Here is a 21,083-nt window from a genome sequence, read left to right on the forward strand (position 1 = left end):
TTAACCCCAATTATTTTAAATACAGCTCAAGTTCTGATATATCTTCCAATTTTGTATTGGGAGGTATGCTTTGCTTGTAAACAAATCCGTTGCCATTTATTTTTATTTTCATAGTATTTTTATAATATTTTAGTATGTCTATTGCTTCTCTTTTGGAAAGGTTGATAAAATTTGGCAAGTATGTTTTGTTTTCATAATTGGTTTCAGTTTTAGGGATCTTGATTTTTGAGGGCATTTTAATTTTTTTATATGCGATTGTATTTTGTTGGTGTTCAATAAATTCTATTATTTCTTTTGCCATTGGAGCTGCTATTCTTGTTCCATATATTATTTTTTTTGGGTATCTGTATACAATATAAATAATATATTTTGGTTGTTCTGTGGGGTATATTGCTAATATAGAGGAGGTATAATCTTCTTCTGAGTATTTACCTGTTTTTCTATCAATAGCTTGAGATGTTCCGCTTTTTGCAGAAATGTCAAGATTTTTAATCTTAAGATTTGGAATTCCACCTTTATTTACAACTTCTCGCATCATTTTTAAAACTTTTTGTGCTGAATTTTTAGATATTACTTTTCTTATTTCTTCTTTATCAAATTCTTTAATATTTTCTCCCTTATCGTTGCTTATTTTTTTTATTATTCTAGGTTTTAACATTATTCCATTATTGCTTAGTATGCTTGCAGCTTGTAATATTTGAATCGCTGATACCCCTATTTCTTGTCCAAATCCAATTGTAGCTTTGCTTCGTCCTGACCATTTTGAATAATGATTCAACAGTCCTTTTGTTTCTCCGGGAAATGGAAATCCAACTTTTTCCCCAAATCCAAAATCCAAAAGTTTTTTGTAAAAGTATTCATTGCTAACTTTTTCAGTAATGTAAGCTATTCCAACATTTGATGAATAAATTAAAATCTCTGTAGAGTCGATATACTTATAGGGAGGATTTAATGTTTTGATTGTAATTTTTTCTCCTGATGGAAATTGTTTTTGATATATTCCATTATCTAAAAATTTTTCTTCCAAATTTAATTTTCCACTTTCTAATATTATTGCAACTGTAAAAATTTTATTAATACTTCCGGGCTCATAGGTTAGAGATGAAGAAAGGTTTTTTCTTATTTTTTCAGGATATTCAGAATAAAAGTTCGCATCATATTGAGGAAATTGAACCATGGACAATATTTCTCCATTTTGGGAGTTCATTACCAAAGTAATTAAACTTTCAGGATTATTTTCTTTAAAATATTTTTTAGCTATTTTGCTAACACCTTGTTGTATGTCCATGTCTATTGTTAAGTAGATGTTGTTTGTTTCTAACTCTTGATTTAAAAATTGTTGTTTGGTTTTATCTTTTCCTAATATGCTATTTAGAGAAAATTCAATTCCCTCAAGGCCAAGATTATCTGTTCCTACAAAGCCAGTAATATTACTTGTGGTATGTCTAAAGGGATAAATTCTTGTATAATCGGGATATAAAGTAATGTTTGAAAGTCTACCTTCAGCTTGAATTCTTTTTATTAAATCTGATTCTTCCCTTTTTATTTTTCTTTTTATATATAAAAACCCTTTATTGGAAGAAAGCTTTTCCTTTAAAATTCTTGAATCAATTTGAAGTATTGCACCAAGAGTTTCTGATGTGCTTACAATATTTTCTATTTTTTGAGGATTTGTTCCTATTGAGTAGGACTTTGAAGAGAATGCTATTGGTTTGCCATTTCTATCATAAATTGTTCCTCTTCTGGTAATATCATTTGACTTTAAAGATATTATGTTGTCTGGGCTGTTATTAAAAACCATTAGTGTGAAATACTTGTAAATGGTTAATAAAGTTATGCCCAAGAAGATTGTTAATATTGTTTTTGCGCGGTAATTATTATTAAGTATTCTTTTGGTCATGAATTTTGGACCTCTTAAATTATTTTATGGCTGTATGAAATAAAAAATTATTCATTTTTTTTTGCATCTATATTATTATATGTTATTATAATCTGAAAAAGTAAATTACGATATAACAGAGGGTATAATATAATGGATATTAAAACTTTAAAAGGCTTTAAAGATTATTTACCTAAGGATTCTTTGATTCGAATTCATATTGTTAGACAGATATTTAGCATTCTTAGTTCTTATAATTTCGACTTAATAGATACTCCAGTTCTTGAATATTCAGATTTGCTTTTGAAAAAGAGTGGAGATGAGACCGAAAAGCAAATTTATAGGTTTAAGGATAATGGGGGCAGAGATGTTTCCATGCGATTTGATTTAACTGTTCCTTTTGCCAGATTTGTTGCTACAAATATTTCTACTTTAAAATTTCCTTTCAGACGCTCTCAATTTGGAAAAGTTTTCAGAGGAGAAAATTCTCAAAAGGGTAGATACAGAGAATTTATGCAATTTGACTTTGATATAGTTGGAGAGGACAGTTTTAGGGGTGATGCTGAGATTCTTTCTGTTGTATATTATGGACTTGAAGAGATTTTTTTGAATTTTATAGAAGGTATTAATAAAAAATTTATTATTCATTATTCTCATCTTGGTATATTAAATTCTTTTTTTGAAAAATTAGGACTTAAAGAAAAATCTATTTTTATTTTAAGGAATATTGACAAAATAGATAAAATAGGAATTGATAAGGTTAAAGAAGCGTTGCTTCTTGAGATTGAAAAAGAAGCAGTAGATTCAATCTTAAATTTAGTGAGCTTGCAAGGGACTTTTAAAGATAAAATACAAGCTTTAAAAAGTATTTTAGGGGATAATGAGTCTATCAAGAGAGTAGAAGATGTTTTTCAGCATCTTAGTTTATTAAAAATTCAAGATTCTTTTAACTTAAATCTTAAAATATCGCGTGGGCTTGATTATTATACAGGGATTGTTTTTGAATCTGAGGTGTTTGGTAGTAATATGGGTAGTGTTTGTAGTGGGGGAAGATATGATAATTTGGTTTCTTCGTTCTCAAACTCTATTCAAAAAGTTTCAGGAGTTGGGGGATCTTTTGGTGTTGACAGAATAAAGGATATAATTGATCTTGAAAAGTTTAGTTATGTTAAAATATTTGTAACTAAAGCTAGATCTAAAGTTTTGATTGTAAATTTAGATAGTGCTTTGCAAAATTATTATTATGAACTTGCTACTAGGTTTAGAAATCATGATTATTCCAAGGTTAAAAATATTTCTTGTGAAGTCTATTTTAAAAATAAAAATGGTAAAAATATTAAAGAGCAAATAGAATATGCTTTAAGCAAAGAAATAAGATTTTTAATTTTTGTTGGTCAAGAAGAATATAAAGAAAATAAAATGAAAGTAAGGGATTTGACAAAAAAGGAAGAATTGCTGCTTTCTTTTGAAGAATCAATAAATCTTATCAAATGTAATGAAAAATTACTGTGCACCCCTTTTTAATTTTAAATGTTAATTATTTTTTGGAATTTTGGTAAAGACATTAGGATTAATTTGCATTTTTATCTATCTTTCTAATTGTTATTGCATTTAAGGTAAGTTTGTTCTTTTTGTATTCTATTTGTCCAAGTATTTCAACATTGTCTTTAAAATCAATATCAATATCAAAGGTTGTTTTTGTTGGGATAATTCCTGAGAGTACATTTTTATTGTATCCTACATAGAAGTCAAATTGAATTATGTTATCTTTTTTTTCGATATTATTTACTACTCCTTCCCATTTTACATACACGTTTGAATATATTGATGGATCTTTTTTAATATCTTTTAGGTTTAGATGTTCATTAAAGCTAATGAAATCTGGTCTTGATATAAAACTTGCAAGATTTTTGGCTTTTAGTTTTATTGATTCTGATGCATTTGAATTTAATATTTTATTTATTTCTACTCTTGCAAAATTATCTTTTCCCTTTTTTAAATAAATTTTGATTTTTTCGAAAGAATTTTTAATTTCGTCGCTGGTTAGTATCAATATGAATTGACCTTCTTCATTTTTTATTTTTTCTTTGTTATTTATTTTAATGTCATCAATGTAAGCAGCAATATTGTTTAAATTTTTGTTTATTTCTGTTTTTAGATTTGCGGATGTTTTTGTTTTTTGTTCATAAAAAACAAAATAGATTGCTAACATTGAAATAAATACAATCCCCCCTATGATGATTATTATGATTAACTTTGTTGAATTTTTATCGGGTATTGCTTTAATTGTTGGAAACAATTTTTCATATAGGTTGCTATTTTTAAAAAAGGCAGAATCTTTGATAGGATTTTTTCGAATAATTTCAAGAGACAGCTCTGATCGATCCACTTCTTGATTTTCTTCTATCATTTTAAGCCATATATGAATAGCTTTTTCTTCTTTGCCTTGGCTTACTAAAAGTATAGCAATAGCTTGTTTTATATTTGATTCACCTGGGTTTAAAGTATAAGCTTTTTTAAGATATGTTTGAGCATTGCCAAGGTTCCCAATACGAAGATAAGACATTCCCAAGACATAGTGATACAAATAGTAATTTTTGTAGAAAAAAATTTCTTTTTCTAGGAGTTTTATTGCCTGTGAATATTTTTTTGAATTATAGTAATAAATAGATTTATTGATAATTTTATTAGGTTCCATATAGCTAGAATTTGACTCCACAATTTTCTTTTTAATATTATAATATAAGATTTTCTTTAAAAGAATAATAAATGAAATATTGTTATTTTGCCTTAATTTCTTGTTTGACTAAAAATTGATAAATGATATAATTATATAAAGTGTAGCGGGGGTTTGTATATATTGTTTAAAATGGTGGGAATGTGTCATCAGAAAGAATCGTTGAATTGATTAAAGAGATTTATTTAGATTTTAGGAAAGGTAATTTCAAAGAAGCTTTAGTAAAATCTGAAGAGGCTCATTCTCTTGATTTTGATAATATTGAAATTCTAACAGCTTTGAAAAGTTCTGTGTATTGGAATGGTCAAGTTGAAAGCCTTGATAGAATAGGTCAAGATTATGAAAAGGCAGAATTTTTAATAAGAGAGTGGAATAATTTTGCAGGACGATATTTGAAAAAGATGGGTTGTAATTTTTTGCAAGGTCGCAATTCTATAAAATATTTTGTGTTTCAGACCTGTCTTTATATATATAAAAATATATACAAAATGCATCCAGAAAATTTGGACCTTTTAATAAAAATTGCTAAGTCTTATAAAGGTATGGGAAATTACGAAAGAGCAATTAATGTTTTTTTGCAAATATTAGGAGATTTTAAAGATAACTCAGATGTTGTTGCAGAGCTTGCTGATTCTTATGCGTTGGTTGATGAAATTAAAGAAGCTAAAGTCTTATTCAGAGAGGCTTTTTTTATTAATCCTCAAAAGATAGATATATATTCTCTTGAGTCTGATATGATTTTAAGATTAATAGATCTTATTAAGTCTGAAAGAAACATTTCAGACGATCTTATAAAAGAATGGATTCCTGTTTATGGCTCTCTTAATGGTGTTTTTAATATTAAAAGAGAGTTAAGGCCTATAGAGCTTGGACAGCTAAAGCAGTCTGTTTACAGTTTGCGCAATGAACTTAAAGAAAAGTCTTATAGATCAATAAATGAGAGCATATTGCTTCCAAGGCTTATTAATAAATATTTTTGGCTTATTGATCATTATGTAAGGATAAAAGAAGATAGAGCACGTATTGATGAAATTTTGTTATACATAAAAGAAATAGACTTAGGTATTTATCAACAGTATGTAAATTAGTTGCTTGATGCTAAAAAATCGATATTAGGAGAGTTTGATGTCTAATGTTACTACCATAGAGAAATTAGATAGTATTTTACAAGAAGATAAATGGACAAGAATAGTTGTTAATAATTATTCTCTTGCCAAAATAAAAGAATTGGATGATTTGATAGATAATATTATTGATGAGGGGTTAACAGAGGATGTTCTTGATATTTGTGGCAGGCATTTAAAGGATGTTAAAAAAAGTATAGCGGGTCTTTATATTTCTGGAATGCTCATATATAGTAGGCGACCCTTAAATGATATGAATTTGCTTGCCGTTATTGATTTGTTTTCTCAAAATTTAAAATGGGCTCTTGTTGAGCATATATGCAATGAAATGCTTTTAATTTCTGAGAATAAGCATGCTCTTTATACTCTTGCAAAAATATATGCTCAGAACAATGAAAATGAGAAGCTTCCAAGTATTTGGACTAGAATTGTTGAAGCAGATATTGACGATACTGTGTTTGTTAGACAGCTTGCTACTTATTATGAAACTATTGATTTGCAAAAATCAATTTTCTATTTTAGAAAAGCCATTTATCGTTTTATTGATAAAAAACAAATGTCAGGAATCAGAGAAGTATGGGCTAAGCTTATTCATTATGTTTCGGATGATTTTGATTCTTTTTTGCTTATTTTGCAAAAAATTGAAAAAGATCTTGGATTTAAAAAGGCCATAGTTCTTTATGAGGATTTATTTGATCATTATTCTTTGACTGATAATGTTGATGAGACAATAGAAATTTTAAAAGGTATTTTAAAGCTTGATAACAAAAATCATAAGGCAAGAGAAAATTTGGTTAAATTTTTAAGAAAAAGATATAAAGATGTTAAAAATATTGAAGATTATCTTGTAAAGTCTGATATTGAAAACTTAGATAAGAACTTTGTTGATGTATATTCAGACTTTGAAAAATATTTGTTTTTTGCAAAAGGTAATTTTGTTTATCATCAGACTTGGTCTGTTGGAATAGTAAGGGGTGTAAATGATAATGGCATTACTGTTGATTTTGTTTCCAAAAGAGGGCATTTTATTGGTTTTGATATGGCTATGTCGGCTTTGTCTCCTCTAAGCAGAGAGGATATTAGAGTATTAAAAGCTGTAACGCCTAGAGAGGAACTTGCAGATAGAATAAAAAAAGATATTGAGTGGGCTATAAAGGTTATTATAAAAAGCTATAAAGCCATTGATTTAAAGGGAATAAAAAAAGAGTTAGTTCCAAGCTTGATAACTCAAAGTTCTTGGAATTCATGGAGTTTGAAAGCAAAGCAAATTTTAAAGGATAATCCCCATTTTGTTATGGATTCTGGCAAGCTTGATTGTTATGTATATAATGAGAGATCTTCCAATTTGAATGAAAAAATGTATGATAAATTTAAGATTGAGAAAGATTTTTATAAAAGATACGAGATATTTATAAACTATTGTAATGTTAAGGGAATTGCTAAGGATTTGCATATTGAAGAAGAGATGCTTAATTATTTTTTAATTTATGTTAACAATTTTACAAAGGTTGATCATCATGTTATAAGTTCTTACGTTATTCTTAAATCTTTAGGTAATTTTTCTGAAGAATTGCCATCAAAAGTTAATATAGAAAAAGATGTTAATTTGGAATCTCTTTTAAAAGAATATCCAAAAGGAATAGTGGATCTTTTTGATTCAATTTTGAATGCAGAAATTAAAAAAGAGTTAGTTGTTTTGATTAAAAAAGAACTAAGCAATTGGATTTTATACTACAAAGAACTTTTTCCTCATTCTGTTAATAAGAGATTGGTTGAATCGCTTTACAAAGAAGATCCCAGAGAAGTAGAAAAATTATTTAACTATGTTATAAAAAATTATAAGATCTATAAAGATGCTTATATTTGGATTTTGAAGCATTATAAAACTTATTCTATAGAGTTGAGTTATTCAGATTCGGATCTTTTATCCAATTTGATTAAAATTTTAACAGATAGTGTTATCAAAATTAATAATAAAAATAATTCTGTTGCAAGTAAAAGAATTTATAAAATGGCAATTAATCTTTTAGTTAAAGATGGATATCTTAAATCAGTCTTAGAGGTCGCGAGGGATGAAGAGCTTGCAAAAAGGGTTTATATGACTTGTTTTTATGTAAAAGATTTCCCGCCAAAGGATCTTTTAGAGATTAAATCTATAATAAGGCAATTATTTGATTCGGTTGAGTTTGAAGATGAGAAGATGCGGCTTGCAGGCGAGAGAATGGAAATTGGATTTTTAACCATATTAAGTTCTTTGAATAAAAAGCAAAAAGAGCTTAAACATTTAAAAGAAGTTGAAATTCCAGAAAATTCAAAAGAAATTGGAAAAGCTCGTGAACTTGGCGATTTAAAAGAAAATGCTGAATATCATTCTGCTAAGGAAAAACAACAGTTTTTGACAAAAAGGTTAAATTCCTTAATGTTGGAAATAGAAAATGCAAAAGTTATAGATACTAAGGATCTTCAAAGTTCTGTTGTTGGTTTTGGGACTAAGGTTGTCATTTTAAATGAAGCTACAGGTAAAGATGAATCTTATTTAATACTTGGACCTTGGGAATCAAACCCCGATAAAGGCATTATTTCATATAAATCGCCTTTTGGAGAAAATTTGCTTGATTCTAGAGAAGGGGACAGGCTTAATTTTGTTATAAATAATACTAATTTTAGATATTTTGTAAAGAAAATAGAACCCATAAAATTTAGTTAGGGAAAATTTAAGAATGTCAAAGTTAAAGGAAAAAAGGGAAAAAGCTGTTATTGGCATAGAAAGAGCAAATAAAGAGGAAGCTATTGAACTTGCAAGAATTCAAATAGAAAAAGCTTTTGGGAAGGGAAGTCTTATTAAGATGGGAGAATCTCCTGTCGGAAAAGGTATAAAAAGCATCTCAAGTGGATCTATTGTATTAGATGAGGCTCTTGGTATTGGTGGATATCCTAGGGGGCGCATAATAGAAATTTTTGGCCCTGAGTCGTCTGGCAAGACCACTTTAACCCTTCAAGCGATTGCTGAGGTGCAAAAAGAAGGCGGGATGGCTGCTTTTATTGATGCTGAACATGCTCTTGACCCTGTTTATGCAAAAGCTTTAGGAGTTAATGTTGCAGAACTTTGGCTTAGTCAGCCTGATACCGGAGAGCAAGCCCTTGAGATTGCTGAGCATTTAATCAGAAGTGGCGGTGTTGATTTGATTGTAGTTGATTCTGTAGCAGCTTTAACCCCCAAATTAGAGATAGATGGAGAAATGGGGGATTCTCAGATCGGTCTTCAAGCAAGACTAATGAGCAAGGCTCTTAGAAAGATTACCGGCATACTTTCTAAATCCAATACTTGCATTATGTTTATTAATCAAATAAGGATTAGGATTGGTGTTATGTTTGGTAATCCTGAGACTACTACTGGCGGGAATGCTTTAAAGTTTTATTCATCTCTTAGACTTGAGGTTCGAAAGATTGAACAAGTAACTAGATCAGGTTCAAGTGATGATGTTATTGGGAATAAGATTAGAGTTAAGATTGTAAAGAATAAGGTTGCTCCACCTTTTCGTAAAGTAGAATTGATAATTTATTTTGGTAAAGGTATCTCAAGAGAAGCTGGTATTTTAGATGCTGCCGTTAAGTATAATTTAATACAAAAAACAGGCTCGTGGTATTCATTAGGAGATAGCAAGTTGGGGCAAGGAAAAGAGAGTGTTATTGAGTATCTTAGCAAAGAAGTAGAACTTGCAAATGATTTGGATAAGAGGCTTAGAAAAATAATTTTTAATAATTTTGATCAAGAGTATGATAATTTTATTGAATTTAAAGAAGATGAATCTAAGTAATATGGAAAATTTAAATGTCTGAGTTGGATAGTTATTCTATCAGTCTTGATAATTTTACAGGTGGAATAGAGCTTTTTTTTGAATATGTTAGTATGAATAGACATGTTCTGAGGACTTTGAGTTTAAATCAAATAATTGAAGAATTTATATCTGTTTCAGGTGACCTTGGTATAAGCATTCAGGGATTGATTGATTTTTTTTATTTTGCTAATAATTTGTTTTATTGGAAAACTCAAATTTTATTTCCACTTAAGCTTGAATACAAAAATAAAGCTGAGCGCAAAGTTGTGGGAAAATTAATATGTTCTAGCAAGAATAGAGAAACTGAAAAATTACAATTAAATCAAGCAAAAAATTTTAAATTCTATGACTCAAAAATGATTGAAGAGTTTATTTTTAGCAATAGTGATAATTTTGTTAAAAATATTAATGCTATTGCTAATAATAATAAAAAGAGAAATTTAAAGAGAAAGTCTGGCGCATTTAAGAAGAAAGTTATTAATAAAAATTTTTTGTGTGATAAAAAATTTAAAGCCGTTTGTAATAAATATGAATTGAAAATTTTTGAGAAAAAGATGAAAATTATTTCTATCTTAAATAAAGAGAGTAGCATAGTTTTTGATTCTCTTTTGGATTTTAATGCCGATAATTATTCTTTTGAGAGATTTTCTTATTTTTTAGTATCTCTTGAGTGCCAAATGCTTAATATTGTAAATTTAGGATATTTAAATAACAAATTAGTATTGTATCGAGGTTGTAAAATTAATGATTGCACTTAAAACCCCTAGAGTTCACGTTTTTTTAGCTGAAAAGGGAGTAGGGTCAAGAAGATTTTGCGAGGAGCTGATAAGAAAGAAACTTGTAAGAGTTAATAACACTATTGCCAAGCTTGGGGATAAAGTATCTTTAGGCGATAGAATAATTTATAAAAAACAGATTTTTGTTTTTAAAGATCTTCAAATTAATAATAAAATTTATCTAGCTCTTAATAAGCCTAGAAATTATTTATGTTCCAATTTTGATGTTAATAGAAGAAAATTGGCAATATCTTTAGTTCAGCCTTTATTTAAAGAGCGTGTGTTTTCAATTGGTAGGCTTGATTTTAAAAGCTCTGGACTTTTATTATTCACCAACGATGGTAAATTTGCAAACGATATTATTCATCCAAGGCAAAAAATCGAAAAAGAATATATTATTGAATCAAAAAAAGATATTGATGAAAATTTGCTTATTTCTTTTAAATCGGGTATAAAGGTAAAAAAAGAATTTTTTAAATTAAAATCTTATGAAATTTTAAATAAAAATTCTGCTAGATTGATTTTAGATGAAGGAAAAAATAGAGAAATAAGAAAAGTGTTTTTAAGTAAAAATATTTTTTTAAAAAAAATTCATAGAATTAGAATTGGCAATATTAGTTTGGATAGTTTAAAGGAAGGCCAAGTAAAAATTGTTCCGTTATCTAAGATAAATAGTTTAAAATCCAGGTTGGAGAAATTAAATGATAGTAGCAATTGATGGGCCTTCAGCATCAGGGAAAAGCTCAATTGCAAGAGAGCTTGGTTTAAAACTGAATTATAAATTTATAAGTTCTGGACATCTTTATAGAATAATAACTTTAATTGCTCAAAGATCTCTTATGAATAGCTGCGATTTTATTAGTGAGGATAGTCTTTTAAATTTGATTCTTGAGAATGATATAAGTTTTAATAATTCCACTTTTTTGCTTAATGGAGAGAATGTTGAAAATCAAATTTTAAATGATAAAATTGATTTTCAAGTTTCTTTTTATTCTTCTTATGTTGGCATAAGAAACATTGTGAATAAAAAGTTAAGAGAGGTTGTTAAATTTAGCGACGATAATTATATAATAGAAGGTAGAGATATTACTACTGTAGTTTTTCCAGAATCTGAATTTAAAATATATCTTGATGCTTCTGTTAAAGTTCGAGCTTTGAGGCGATATGAACAAAGAAATGGGAATGAAACTTTAGAAGAATTAGAGCGTACTCTTAAAAGAAGAGATGATGTTGACAAGAAAAAACAATATGGTAAGTTAAAATTATCAAAAGGGGTTTTTTACCTTGATACAAGCTACAAAGGATTAGACGATGTATGTAATATTATAATAGAAAAGTTTAATTTGAAAAAAGTAAGAGAGAGGTGAGAATGGAAAATCAAAAAGATTTACAAGAAAATTATTTGAAAGTACTTGAAAGAGTAGAGCTTGGAAGTCGTGTTTCTGGAGCGGTTGTTAACATTATGAAGGATTATGTTCTAGTAGATATTGGTTATAAATCGGAAGGCTTTATTAAGATTGAAGAATTTGAAAACGTTCCCCAAGTTGGTGATAAACTTGAAGCAATCGTTGTAAGAATAGGTGGAGAATTAGGTCTTATTTTAAGTGTTGAAAAGCTTAATTCTTTAAATTTTCAAGATAAAGTATATGAATATATTCAAAATAAAAAAATAATTAAAGGCAAGGTGCTGGTTGAGCTTCCAAATGGTTATAAGATTCAAATTAATGAAAATGTTTCTGGCTTTATGCCTTTTTATTTAAGCTCTAAATCTAAGGATGAGAAATTAAAAAGAGGGTCTGTTGTTGAATTTTATATCCTTGAAGCAAGCGAAGCAGATGGTTTGAGACTTATTCTTGATAGGCGCACCTTAGAAAAAGAAAGAGATCTTGCCAAGAGAATAGAGTTAGTAGGTTCTTATAATGAAGAAGATGTAGTTGATGGTGTGGTTGAGCGTATTACAGAATATGGTGCGATTGTAAAAATTAAAAATTTTGTTACAGGAATTTTGCATAAAAGAAATATTGCCTTTAATCAAGTTGAAAATGTTGAAGATTTTGTTAGGGTTGGTGATAAGCTAAAGTTGAAAATTATTAAGATAAATCCACAAACAGGCAAAATGGAATTGTCTCTTAAAGCATTAAAAGCAAATCCTTGGGATTCTGTAGATGATAAATATAAAATTGATAGCATTGTAAAAGGGAAAGTTGTAAAAATTTTACCCTTTGGAGCTGTTATTGAACTTGACAGCGAATTGTCGGGATTTTTACATATAAGTAATTTTTCTTGGATAAGAGTAGTAAAAAGTCCTCAAGAATTAATAAAACTTGGTCAGATTGTAGAAGTTAAAATTTTAGAGATAGATAAAGAAAATCAAAAAATATCCCTAGGTATTAAACAGATCAATGAGAATCCTTGGGAGAGATTAACTGAGAAATATCCTATTGGAAGGGTTGTTCAAGGAGTTGTTACCAATATTACAAAAACAGGCGCTTTTGTAAATATTGAAGAGGGTATAGATGCGTATGTTAGTAAGTTTGATATTTCTTGGCTTGAGGAGATTGATCCTGAAGAGTATTTTAAGATAGGTGATTTAGTGAATGGGAAAGTGCTTGAAGTTGACAAGCGAAAGAGGAATGTTAGATTAGGAATTAAGCAGTTAGAAGAGAGTCCCTGGGAAGATTTTTCTAAAAGTTATAAAAAAGGCGATGCTATTGAGGTTGAGATTGTGGAGAAAAAATCAAAAGGCTTCCAAGTAAGAGTTTATAATAAAATAATGGGATTTATTAGTAAAATTCAACTGGGGGATACAAAAGAATCTAGTTTAGAAACTTTCGAAAAATTAAATGTTGGAGACAAGCTTAAAGTAGTAATAACAAGTATTGATTCTAAAGACAAGTCAGTACTACTCTCTTATAGGGAGTATGAAAATCAAAGATCAAGAGAAGAAATTTCTTCTTATTTATTTAAGGGCAATGATGAGGAATCTTATAAGCCATTTGAAAATTTGCTAAAGAGGGATGAATAATGGCTAGGAATAATCTTTTAGTTTTCTTTATTGCTGTTATTTTTGTGTTTGTAGCTATTATTGTTGTTTTTTATAATTCTTTAGGCAAGGATTATGTAAAGAGTGGTGGAGAAATAGTAGAAAATCTTGAAAAAGATTTAAATGATTATTTAAAAGAAAATGATGCTAAAGAGAGAGAAAAAATATTTCTTAGGATAAAGGAACTTATTTCAAAGGAAAAAGAAATTTCATCTTATTTTATTTCAAGGTTCTATTTGGCCAGGGCTGTTTATTTTCAAAGTCAAGCACAGTATGATGATGCTATTAAAGATTTAGATATTGTTATTAAGGCAAAGGGTATTGAAAGTGAAATTGCTTCTCTTAATAAAGCTGCAGTTTATGAAAAAATGGGATTAAAAGAAGATGCTTTATTAGTTTATGAAGATCTTATCAATAGTACTAGTTTGGATTTTTTAAAGGTAAGAGCTCTTTTGAGTAAGGCAATATTGATTGAGGAAAAAGATAAGAATCTTGCTGTTAGAGTATATGAAGAAATTGTTAAGTTTCCTTATGAAAATAATTTATATATAAATATAGCAAATAATAAAATTTTAGAACTCAAGCAAAATTAATTTGTATTGTTTGGGGAGGTTTTATAATTTTTTTTATCTTATATTTTGTATTTTGTATGGGATTTTTTGGATGTGGTCTTGACAATATTTTAATACTTCCTTTACCAGAAAAGGTTGATAATCGAATTTCAAGAGATTCTGTGGCTTTTTTTTTACCAGCGGGTTATTTTTCTAGCCAAGAAGCTGGTAAATTAAGAGGTTTTGATATATATTATAAGTTTTATCCGGAAGGTGCCAATTATCATATAAGTAGTTTCCAAAAAAGCGTAGAAAAAGATTTTGAATCCTTAAAAGGTGTTTTTGACAATGTTAGCGAATTTAATAATAGAGGGTTTTATAAAATAAATTTAAGTTCTACTATTTATTCAGGTAAGCCTGTTTTTAAATTAAATAAAGAATGGGTAGATAGCAAATTGTCTTTATATTTTGAAATAAATTTTGGGGAATTAAGAAAAGATGTTCCTGGTGAGGCATTCATTATTGTGAGAAATGGAAATACTTCTTCATCTGTTATTCTTGAGAAGAAAACTATATATAGGTCCCATATTGACAAAGGAGAATATATAGGTTTTTCAAAATCTATTAAAAAGTCCAATCTTTTAGATAAAGATAAAAGGCCAATTGATCTAAAACATATAAATGAAGATTTTTTTACAAAAGATATTGCCCCTAAGTATAATTTGGCAATTTTTGTTATGGGTGTCGGCAGCATTGTTGATGATGCTTATAGTGTTCTTATTAATCTTGGGGATTTGTCGGGATTTAGTTTATCTAATTAGTTCTTTTTAAGGGGGGATTATGATAGTATTTTTTTCTCATTTGATTTTAACAAACATTGTTATTTCTTTTTTGGTAAGCTTTTTTGTTATGTTTTTAAACATATTAAATTTTAAATTTTTAGTAGTTTATTTAATAAGCTTTTTGGGTGGAATTTTATTTTTGTTTTTTATCCCTTTTTTCTATTCTGATTATTATGAAAGGCAAATAGATTTTATTATTTATTTATTTCCTATTTTGGGGTCAGTTATTTTAATAGGTTTGATTAAATTCTCTGAAAGAAATAAGAACGATCTATAAAGGAATGATTTTTAAAAGAGTTTGATATTAATTTAGCTTTTAATATTTTTTTATTAATATAATTTGTTGATAATTTTATTAAAGAGAATTACGTTTATTTTTAATGCGGTGGACTTATTAATTGGATTGTTTTATTATATTCTTATAAAAGAGGGGATAATTTCCGCCGTGTGTTTTCATGGTGAGTAAAAGAGAAGGACAATAGGAGGTTGATTTGGCAATTGTTACGATGAAGAGTCTGTTAGAGGCCGGAGTTCATTTTGGTCATCAAGTAAAAAGGCTTGATCCTAGAATGAAAAGATTTATTTTTTCTGAGAGAAATGAAATACATATTTTAGATCTTCAAAAAACTTTGCAGGGTATTAAAGATTCTTATGAGCTTGTTCAAAGTGTAATAAAAGATGGCAAAAAGGTGCTTTTTATTGGAACTAAAAAGCAAGCTAGTGAAATAATAGAACAAGAAGCAAGAAGAAGTGATATGCCATATGTAAACAATAGATGGCTTGGAGGCATGCTTTCTAATTTTAATACGATTAGAAAATCTGTTCAAAAATTAAAAAAGCTAGAAAAGATGGAAGTTGATGGAACTTTTGACATGATAAGCAAAAAAGAGATTTCACAACTTAATCGTGAAAAATCAAAATTAGCTAAAAATTTAACAGGCATCAAGGACATGGAAACGCTTCCTGGTGCTATTTTTATCATTGATCCTAAGAGAGAGCAAATAGCTATTAATGAGGCTAGAAAATTAAAAATTCCCATTATTTCTGTGGTTGATACGAATTGTAATCCAGATGTTATTGATTGTCCAATTCCTGGCAATGATGATGCGATTCGCTCTGTTGCTTTGTTTACTAAAATAATATCTGATGCTATTTTAGAAAGTGATAAAGAGGTTGGTATTCAAATAATTGAAAATTTGAATGAAGAAGATTTGATGAAAGAAATTGAAATTAAAAACGATAAAAGTGATTCTATTGAAGAAAGGGGAGAGTAATTTATGAGCATTATTAGTCCTCAAGATGTAAAAAAGCTTCGAGAAGAAACCAATGCTGGTTTTGGAGATTGTAAAAAAGCTTTGTCTGCTGCTGGTGGAGACTTTGAATTAGCTAAAAAAAAACTTAGAGAAATGGGAATCGCATCTGCTGAGAAAAGACTTGACAGAGATGCAAAAGAAGGCAGAGTATTCTCATATTCAAACAATATTCATGCTGGGCTTTTGCTTGTTTCTTGTGAAACAGACTTTGTTGCTTTAAATCACAATTTTGTTAATTTTGGCGATTCTTTGATTAAGGAATTGGTAGAAAGCGGAAGAGATTCTTTAACTACTTCTCAAGAGTTAGAGCTTAAAAATTTAGCAGCTACAATAAAAGAAAATATTCAGGTTAAAAAGATTTTTATTACTGAAATTCAATCTAATGAGTTTGTAAGAATTTATTTGCATGGTGAACAATCCAAGATAGGCGTTTTAGTTAAATTAAAAGTAAATGATTTTTCTAAAACTGAAGATAAAATTTTTCAAAATTTTGCTATGGATTTAGCTTTGCACGTAGCTGCGTTTGCTCCTGTTTATTTGAGAAATGATGATGTTTGTCCAAATTATATTAAAGAGCAAGAAGAAATATTTACCAAGCAATTAGAATCTAGTGGTAAGCCGAAAAGCATAATCAAGGGTATAGTTGCGGGAAAAATCAAAAAACATCTTGCTGAGATTTCTCTTCTTGAGCAAAGTTTTGTAAAGAATGATAAAATCACTGTAAAGGAAATGCTTGAAGAAATTTCAAAAGCAATTTCAAGCAAGGTAGAAATGGTTGAGTTTAAATATTTAAGAATAGGGTAGATAATGTGCTTTTTATCAGCAAGGAGGAGTTTATATGGAAGATTATAAGGCTTTTCTAGATGAAAGGATGAACAAGGTTCTTTTATCACTTGATAATGAATATAAAACGTTAAGAACAGGTAGAATTACTAGTAATATTTTTGATAGAATTTGTATTCAATACCATGACCGAAGAACACCTATAACTCAAGTGTCAAGTATTAGAATTCCTGAAGCAAGGCTTGTTGTTATTCAGCCCTGGGATAAAAGTATCTTAAATAAGATAGAGCAAGCCATACTTAATTCTGATCTTTCTATGAATCCTTCAAATGATGGTTCAGTTATTAGAATTAAGGTTCCAAATTTAACTAGTGAAAGGCGGCAAGAGATTGTAAAGCATGCTAAAAAAATAGCAGAAGAACATAAAATTTCAACTAGAAATATACGACAGGATTTAAACAATAAGGTTAAAAAGCAAGAAAAAGAATCGGAAATTACAGAGGACAGTTTAAAAAGAATTTTAGATGATATTCAAAAATCTACAGATATTTGTATTAAAAAGATAGATTCAATTTTAGAATCTAAAATTCAAGAAATAATGGAAGCTTAATCCATGAATAAAGGTTCTCTTCCAGGTCATGTTGGAATTATTATGGATGGCAATAGAAGGTGGGCTTTAGGCAGAGGATTGTCTTCTTTGGAAGGTTATAAAGAGGGTCTTAAAAGAGCAAAAGAAATAGTGAAGTATTCTTTAAGGATAGGTATTAAATATTTATCCTTTTATGTATTTTCTACTGAGAATTGGAAAAGGGATGATTGTGAGATAGAAAATTTAATGTTTTTAATTGCCAACTATTTAAGAGCTGAATTTGATTTTTATAAAAAAAATGGAATAAAAATAATAGTTTCAGGAGATGTTGAGTCTTTAAGCAAGGAAGTAAAAAGTTCTATAAAAGATTCTATTAGCTTTTCTGAAAATTTCAATAATCTTATTTTAAATTTGGCAATCAATTATGGGGGTCGTAATGAAATACTTAGAGCTGTTAAAAAATTTGTTTCAAGCGATTTTGATTTAGAGTCTTTGAATGAGAATACTTTTTCCAGTTTTTTAGACAATCCAGAACTACCCGATCTTGATCTTTTAATACGTACAGGCGGAAATATTAGAATAAGTAATTTTTTCTTATGGAGGATTGCTTATTCTGAATTAATTTTTTCAAATGTTTTGTGGCCTGAATATTATGACAATAAGTATAGTAAAGATTTGGAATGTTTCCAATTTAGAAGAAGAAATTTTGGGAGATGATTTGTTGAGTAAGGTTAAGAGATTTGCTTTTTTTGCAAGGTTGGGAACATTTCTATTTTTTGTTCCTTTGATTTTATTTTTAATATTTTTAGATTTTAAAAATTATTTATTTCTTAATATTTTAATTTTTATATTTAGTGGCTTTGCAGCAAAAGAAGTTAATGATTTATTAAAATTAAAATTCAAATCCTCAGGACTTTCGAGCATATTATCTTTTTTTTTAGGGTTTGTTCCTCCAATTTTAACATATATTCATTTTAATGTTTTTTATTTGGGCATGAATGTAATATATTACTTGGTTATAGCGTTAGTTTTTAGCAATTGGATTGTTGATTTGGTGTTTATTAAAGAACATGAGATTGGAAACTTTTTTTCTCAAGCAACGTCAATACTTTTTATACTTATATATCCTGGGGCATTAATGTCTTTTACGGTTTCTATTACAACTTTACCTAAGGCACCATTTTTGATGTTAATACTTTTTGCTATGGTAAGTGGAAATGATACTTTTGCATATCTTTTTGGTTATTTTTTAGGGAAAAACAGTTATCGTCCCACTATTATTAGCCCAAATAAAACATTAATGGGATTTTTTGGAGGCATTTTGTTTTCTGTGTTTGCTGCTATATTTGCAGTGTTTTTTAGATTAATAAATTTAAGCTATGGAGAATCTATTGTTTTAGGCATTTTGATTGGAGTTTTTACCATTATTGGCGACTTGTTTGAATCTGGATTAAAGCGAAGTGCTGGAGTAAAAGATTCTGGGAAAATTGTTCCTGGTAGAGGCGGAGCTCTTGATTCGATTGACTCTTTTCTTTTAACAGGTCCTATATTTTATTTATACCTATCTTAGTGATTTTGGGAGGAAATTATGTATATTCTTTTTAGTGTGCTGGCTCTTAGTTTTATAATATTTATTCATGAGCTAGGGCACTTTTTATTTGCGAAGCTTTTTAAAGTTAAGGTTGAAATTTTTTCTGTGGGTATAGGTCCTAGCATATTAAAGTTTAAAATTAATAATACTGAGTATAGGCTTTCTCCAATCCTTTTAGGAGGATATTGTAAGCTTAAAGGATTTGATCACTTAGAAAAAGAACTTAAGGCAAATAAAGAATTAGAAGCGGATAAAGATTCTTTGTTTGGAATTTCACATTTTAAAAAAATTCTAATATATTTTGCAGGTCCTTTGTTTAATTTGATTTTTTCATTTATTGTTTTCATTTTTATAAGTATGGCAGGTGTTATATATTTTGATTATTCTTCAAGGGTTAGTATTTTAAATAAAGATTCTTTTTTAAAAGATAAATTTAGAGATGGTGATGTTATATTAAAGATTAATAATAAAAAAATTGAATATTTTTCTGATTTAAGAAAAGTTATTCCTGAGGAAAAATCTACAGTTATATTTGATGTTTTAAGGGAAAAAGAAAATATTACTTTTAAAGAGACTGTTAGTTTGCAAGATTTTTTAAAAGAAATTGGCCCTTGGGTTGATCTTGTGGTAGCAGATGTGGTTTTAAATTTGCCTGCTAAGATTGCAGGAATGAAACCGGGTGATGAAATAATTAGCATTGATAATATTCTTTTGAAAAATAAAAGAGATTTAGATGATTTTCTTAAGAATTTAAATTCGGATGTTGCGGAGATTAAGTTTTCTAGAAATGGCGAGATTTTTTCTTCAAAATTAATATTTCATGATAAAAATAAAATGATTGGTATATATTTTTCACCGCCTTTAGAAAGGATAGTTAAAGTAGAAAATGTTTCAAGTGCCATTAAGAATTCTTTTTTTCAGGTTGTAAACGCTTTGAAAGACATTTTGTATTCTATTTTTTTATTAATAACAAATTTTTTAAATACTTCTAAAAATGTATCAGGCCCTATTGGAATTGTAGGCATTCTCTCTTCATCTTATTCTTTAGGGGTATTGTATTGGATTAATAGTATTTCTTTCTTGAGCTTAATTCTTGCTGGCATGAATCTATTTTTTATTGTAATACCTATTTTTGATGGGGGACAAATTTTTATCAGTTTGATTGAACTTTTGCGTGGCAAAAGATTTAAGGCCAAAACCATTTATTCTTTTTATGGCTTTGGTGTTTTTTTGGGACTGTTTCTTTTTGGTCTGGGCCTTTTTAACGATTTGAAAGGTTTTTTGAATATATTTAATTAAAAATTAGAAATGTATTTTAGCATAAACCAAAAGTGAGATGCTGATGCGATTATTATCAATACATGAAATACATCATGCATTTTCATATTAATTGTTGGATTGAATTTTTTACTTAATGCGTATACTATTGCGCCTATTGTATATACGATTCCACCAAAAACTAACCAAAAAAATCCTTGTCCGTTGAGGGTCTTATAAATGGGCTTAATTTTAAAAATGATAATCCACCCCATGATTATAAATATGGATCCATTAAACCATCCAGGGCTATTTGTAAATATTACTTTAAAAATTATTCCAATTATAGCTAAGCTCCACACTATGCATAATATTATTAGTCCTGATTTGTTTGGTACAAGGATGGCACATGCAGGAGTATAAGTTCCTGCTATTAGAATGAATATTGAAATATGATCAAATTTTCTAAATATTTTTTTTATTTTACTTCCTTTTGGAAATATGTGATAAAGAGTACTCATTACATATAATAGAGTCATTGAAAACCCGTAAATAAAGAATACAAGTACATGTAAATCTTTTTTCTTAAGAGTAGATATTGTAACAAGAATTGTTGTTCCGATGATAGACAAAATAATTCCAAAAAGATGCGATATTGAACTAAAAAGTTCATTTTTTGGTATTTTGCTTGTATTAACTTCGCTTAACGAGTAATTTTTAAGTTTGTTTTCTCTAAGCATAACTTTGCCTCCGTTTTAT

General features: G+C 28.3%; 20 protein-coding genes. 17 read left to right on the forward strand and 3 right to left on the reverse strand.

Features of this window, described 5'->3' with window-relative positions:
- Positions 1-10: 10 nt before the first annotated feature.
- The gene (locus LRB30_RS01035; protein ID WP_231014411.1) at positions 11-1,900 is read right to left on the reverse strand and encodes a penicillin-binding protein; all 1,890 of its coding nucleotides are present in this window, start codon (positions 1,898-1,900) and stop codon (positions 11-13) included.
- Positions 1,901-2,032: 132 nt separating this feature from the next.
- On the opposite strand from LRB30_RS01035, the gene hisS reads away from it, so the two are divergent.
- Positions 2,033-3,403 carry a histidine--tRNA ligase gene (hisS, locus tag LRB30_RS01040; protein ID WP_231014412.1) on the forward strand — a complete coding sequence of 457 codons (1,371 nt, stop codon included), beginning with the start codon at positions 2,033-2,035 and terminating at the stop codon, positions 3,401-3,403.
- 46 nt (positions 3,404-3,449) lie between these two features.
- Here hisS and LRB30_RS01045 read toward each other — a convergent pair whose 3' ends face one another.
- On the reverse strand, positions 3,450-4,577 hold the full coding sequence (locus LRB30_RS01045) for a tetratricopeptide repeat protein (RefSeq protein WP_231018636.1): 1,128 nt from the start codon (positions 4,575-4,577) through the stop codon (positions 3,450-3,452).
- 182 nt (positions 4,578-4,759) lie between these two features.
- Between LRB30_RS01045 and LRB30_RS01050 the strand changes: the two genes are divergently transcribed.
- The 16 genes from LRB30_RS01050 to rseP all read left to right on the forward strand — a co-directional run bounded on the left by LRB30_RS01050 (position 4,760) and on the right by rseP (position 20,366).
- Positions 4,760-5,704 (forward strand): tetratricopeptide repeat protein, encoded by a 945-nt coding sequence (locus LRB30_RS01050; protein WP_231014416.1) that lies wholly within the window; start codon positions 4,760-4,762, stop codon positions 5,702-5,704.
- 37 nt (positions 5,705-5,741) lie between these two features.
- Complete coding sequence (gene greA / locus LRB30_RS01055) at positions 5,742-8,447, forward strand: transcription elongation factor GreA (RefSeq protein ID WP_231018637.1); 2,706 nt, start codon at positions 5,742-5,744, stop codon at positions 8,445-8,447.
- A gap of 13 nt (positions 8,448-8,460) precedes the next feature.
- Positions 8,461-9,558: a recombinase RecA gene (recA, locus tag LRB30_RS01060; RefSeq protein WP_231014697.1), complete on the forward strand. Its 1,098-nt coding sequence runs from the start codon at positions 8,461-8,463 to the stop codon at positions 9,556-9,558.
- A gap of 14 nt (positions 9,559-9,572) precedes the next feature.
- Entirely contained in the window at positions 9,573-10,337 is a 765-nt protein-coding gene (locus LRB30_RS01065; protein ID WP_231018638.1) for a hypothetical protein, read from the forward strand.
- Positions 10,324-11,073, forward strand: a complete 750-nt coding sequence (locus LRB30_RS01070; protein ID WP_231018639.1) for a pseudouridine synthase — start codon at positions 10,324-10,326, stop codon at positions 11,071-11,073. The genes LRB30_RS01065 and LRB30_RS01070 overlap by 14 nt, the downstream gene beginning before the upstream one ends.
- A complete protein-coding gene (cmk, locus tag LRB30_RS01075) occupies positions 11,057-11,722 on the forward strand; it encodes a (d)CMP kinase (protein ID WP_231018641.1) in 666 nt (221 codons plus the stop codon). The genes LRB30_RS01070 and cmk overlap by 17 nt, the downstream gene beginning before the upstream one ends.
- Positions 11,723-11,724: 2 nt before the next feature.
- Complete coding sequence (locus tag LRB30_RS01080; protein WP_231014267.1) at positions 11,725-13,380, forward strand: 30S ribosomal protein S1; 1,656 nt, start codon at positions 11,725-11,727, stop codon at positions 13,378-13,380.
- Complete coding sequence (locus tag LRB30_RS01085; protein ID WP_231014268.1) at positions 13,380-13,991, forward strand: hypothetical protein; 612 nt, start codon at positions 13,380-13,382, stop codon at positions 13,989-13,991. Before LRB30_RS01080 ends, LRB30_RS01085 begins: the two co-directional genes overlap by 1 nt.
- Before the next feature lie 56 nt (positions 13,992-14,047).
- Positions 14,048-14,770, forward strand: coding sequence for a hypothetical protein (locus LRB30_RS01090; RefSeq protein WP_231014269.1), 723 nt, complete (start codon positions 14,048-14,050; stop codon positions 14,768-14,770).
- A 19-nt stretch (positions 14,771-14,789) separates the two neighbouring features.
- The gene (locus tag LRB30_RS01095; RefSeq protein ID WP_231014270.1) at positions 14,790-15,068 is read left to right on the forward strand and encodes a hypothetical protein; all 279 of its coding nucleotides are present in this window, start codon (positions 14,790-14,792) and stop codon (positions 15,066-15,068) included.
- 214 nt (positions 15,069-15,282) lie between these two features.
- Positions 15,283-16,065, forward strand: a complete 783-nt coding sequence (gene rpsB, locus LRB30_RS01100; protein ID WP_231014272.1) for a 30S ribosomal protein S2 — start codon at positions 15,283-15,285, stop codon at positions 16,063-16,065.
- Between the two features lie 3 nt (positions 16,066-16,068).
- Positions 16,069-16,908 carry a translation elongation factor Ts gene (gene tsf / locus LRB30_RS01105; protein WP_231014274.1) on the forward strand — a complete coding sequence of 280 codons (840 nt, stop codon included), beginning with the start codon at positions 16,069-16,071 and terminating at the stop codon, positions 16,906-16,908.
- A gap of 34 nt (positions 16,909-16,942) precedes the next feature.
- Positions 16,943-17,497, forward strand: coding sequence for a ribosome recycling factor (gene frr / locus LRB30_RS01110; RefSeq protein WP_231014276.1), 555 nt, complete (start codon positions 16,943-16,945; stop codon positions 17,495-17,497).
- Positions 17,498-17,500: 3 nt separating this feature from the next.
- A complete protein-coding gene (uppS, locus tag LRB30_RS01115; protein ID WP_231018643.1) occupies positions 17,501-18,193 on the forward strand; it encodes a polyprenyl diphosphate synthase in 693 nt (230 codons plus the stop codon).
- Between the two features lies 1 nt (position 18,194).
- Positions 18,195-19,046 (forward strand): phosphatidate cytidylyltransferase, encoded by an 852-nt coding sequence (locus LRB30_RS01120; protein WP_231014287.1) that lies wholly within the window; start codon positions 18,195-18,197, stop codon positions 19,044-19,046.
- A gap of 18 nt (positions 19,047-19,064) precedes the next feature.
- Positions 19,065-20,366, forward strand: a complete 1,302-nt coding sequence (rseP, locus tag LRB30_RS01125; protein WP_231014279.1) for an RIP metalloprotease RseP — start codon at positions 19,065-19,067, stop codon at positions 20,364-20,366.
- Here rseP and trhA read toward each other — a convergent pair.
- Entirely contained in the window at positions 20,363-21,064 is a 702-nt protein-coding gene (trhA, locus tag LRB30_RS01130) for a PAQR family membrane homeostasis protein TrhA (protein WP_231014281.1), read from the reverse strand. The two genes, rseP and trhA, sit on opposite strands and share 4 nt — an antisense overlap.
- Between the last annotated feature and the right edge of the window lie 19 nt (positions 21,065-21,083).

The sequence above is a fragment of the Borreliella americana genome (assembly GCF_021043605.1).
Classification (GTDB): domain Bacteria; phylum Spirochaetota; class Spirochaetia; order Borreliales; family Borreliaceae; genus Borreliella; species Borreliella americana.

What these genes read in the sequence shown, in the direction of transcription:
- LRB30_RS01035 (WP_231014411.1), bottom strand. Translation starts at nt 1,900, where the DNA reads ATGACCAAAAGAATACTTAATAATAATTACCGCGCAAAAACAATATTA.
- hisS (WP_231014412.1), top strand. Translation starts at nt 2,033, where the DNA reads ATGGATATTAAAACTTTAAAAGGCTTTAAAGATTATTTACCTAAGGAT.
- LRB30_RS01045 (WP_231018636.1), bottom strand. Translation starts at nt 4,577, where the DNA reads ATGGAACCTAATAAAATTATCAATAAATCTATTTATTACTATAATTCA.
- greA (WP_231018637.1), top strand. Translation starts at nt 5,742, where the DNA reads ATGTCTAATGTTACTACCATAGAGAAATTAGATAGTATTTTACAAGAA.
- recA (WP_231014697.1), top strand. Translation starts at nt 8,461, where the DNA reads ATGTCAAAGTTAAAGGAAAAAAGGGAAAAAGCTGTTATTGGCATAGAA.
- LRB30_RS01065 (WP_231018638.1), top strand. Translation starts at nt 9,573, where the DNA reads ATGTCTGAGTTGGATAGTTATTCTATCAGTCTTGATAATTTTACAGGT.
- LRB30_RS01070 (WP_231018639.1), top strand. Translation starts at nt 10,324, where the DNA reads ATGATTGCACTTAAAACCCCTAGAGTTCACGTTTTTTTAGCTGAAAAG.
- cmk (WP_231018641.1), top strand. Translation starts at nt 11,057, where the DNA reads ATGATAGTAGCAATTGATGGGCCTTCAGCATCAGGGAAAAGCTCAATT.
- LRB30_RS01080 (WP_231014267.1), top strand. Translation starts at nt 11,725, where the DNA reads ATGGAAAATCAAAAAGATTTACAAGAAAATTATTTGAAAGTACTTGAA.
- LRB30_RS01085 (WP_231014268.1), top strand. Translation starts at nt 13,380, where the DNA reads ATGGCTAGGAATAATCTTTTAGTTTTCTTTATTGCTGTTATTTTTGTG.
- LRB30_RS01090 (WP_231014269.1), top strand. Translation starts at nt 14,048, where the DNA reads ATGGGATTTTTTGGATGTGGTCTTGACAATATTTTAATACTTCCTTTA.
- LRB30_RS01095 (WP_231014270.1), top strand. Translation starts at nt 14,790, where the DNA reads ATGATAGTATTTTTTTCTCATTTGATTTTAACAAACATTGTTATTTCT.
- tsf (WP_231014274.1), top strand. Translation starts at nt 16,069, where the DNA reads ATGAGCATTATTAGTCCTCAAGATGTAAAAAAGCTTCGAGAAGAAACC.
- frr (WP_231014276.1), top strand. Translation starts at nt 16,943, where the DNA reads ATGGAAGATTATAAGGCTTTTCTAGATGAAAGGATGAACAAGGTTCTT.
- uppS (WP_231018643.1), top strand. Translation starts at nt 17,501, where the DNA reads ATGAATAAAGGTTCTCTTCCAGGTCATGTTGGAATTATTATGGATGGC.
- rseP (WP_231014279.1), top strand. Translation starts at nt 19,065, where the DNA reads ATGTATATTCTTTTTAGTGTGCTGGCTCTTAGTTTTATAATATTTATT.
- trhA (WP_231014281.1), bottom strand. Translation starts at nt 21,064, where the DNA reads ATGCTTAGAGAAAACAAACTTAAAAATTACTCGTTAAGCGAAGTTAAT.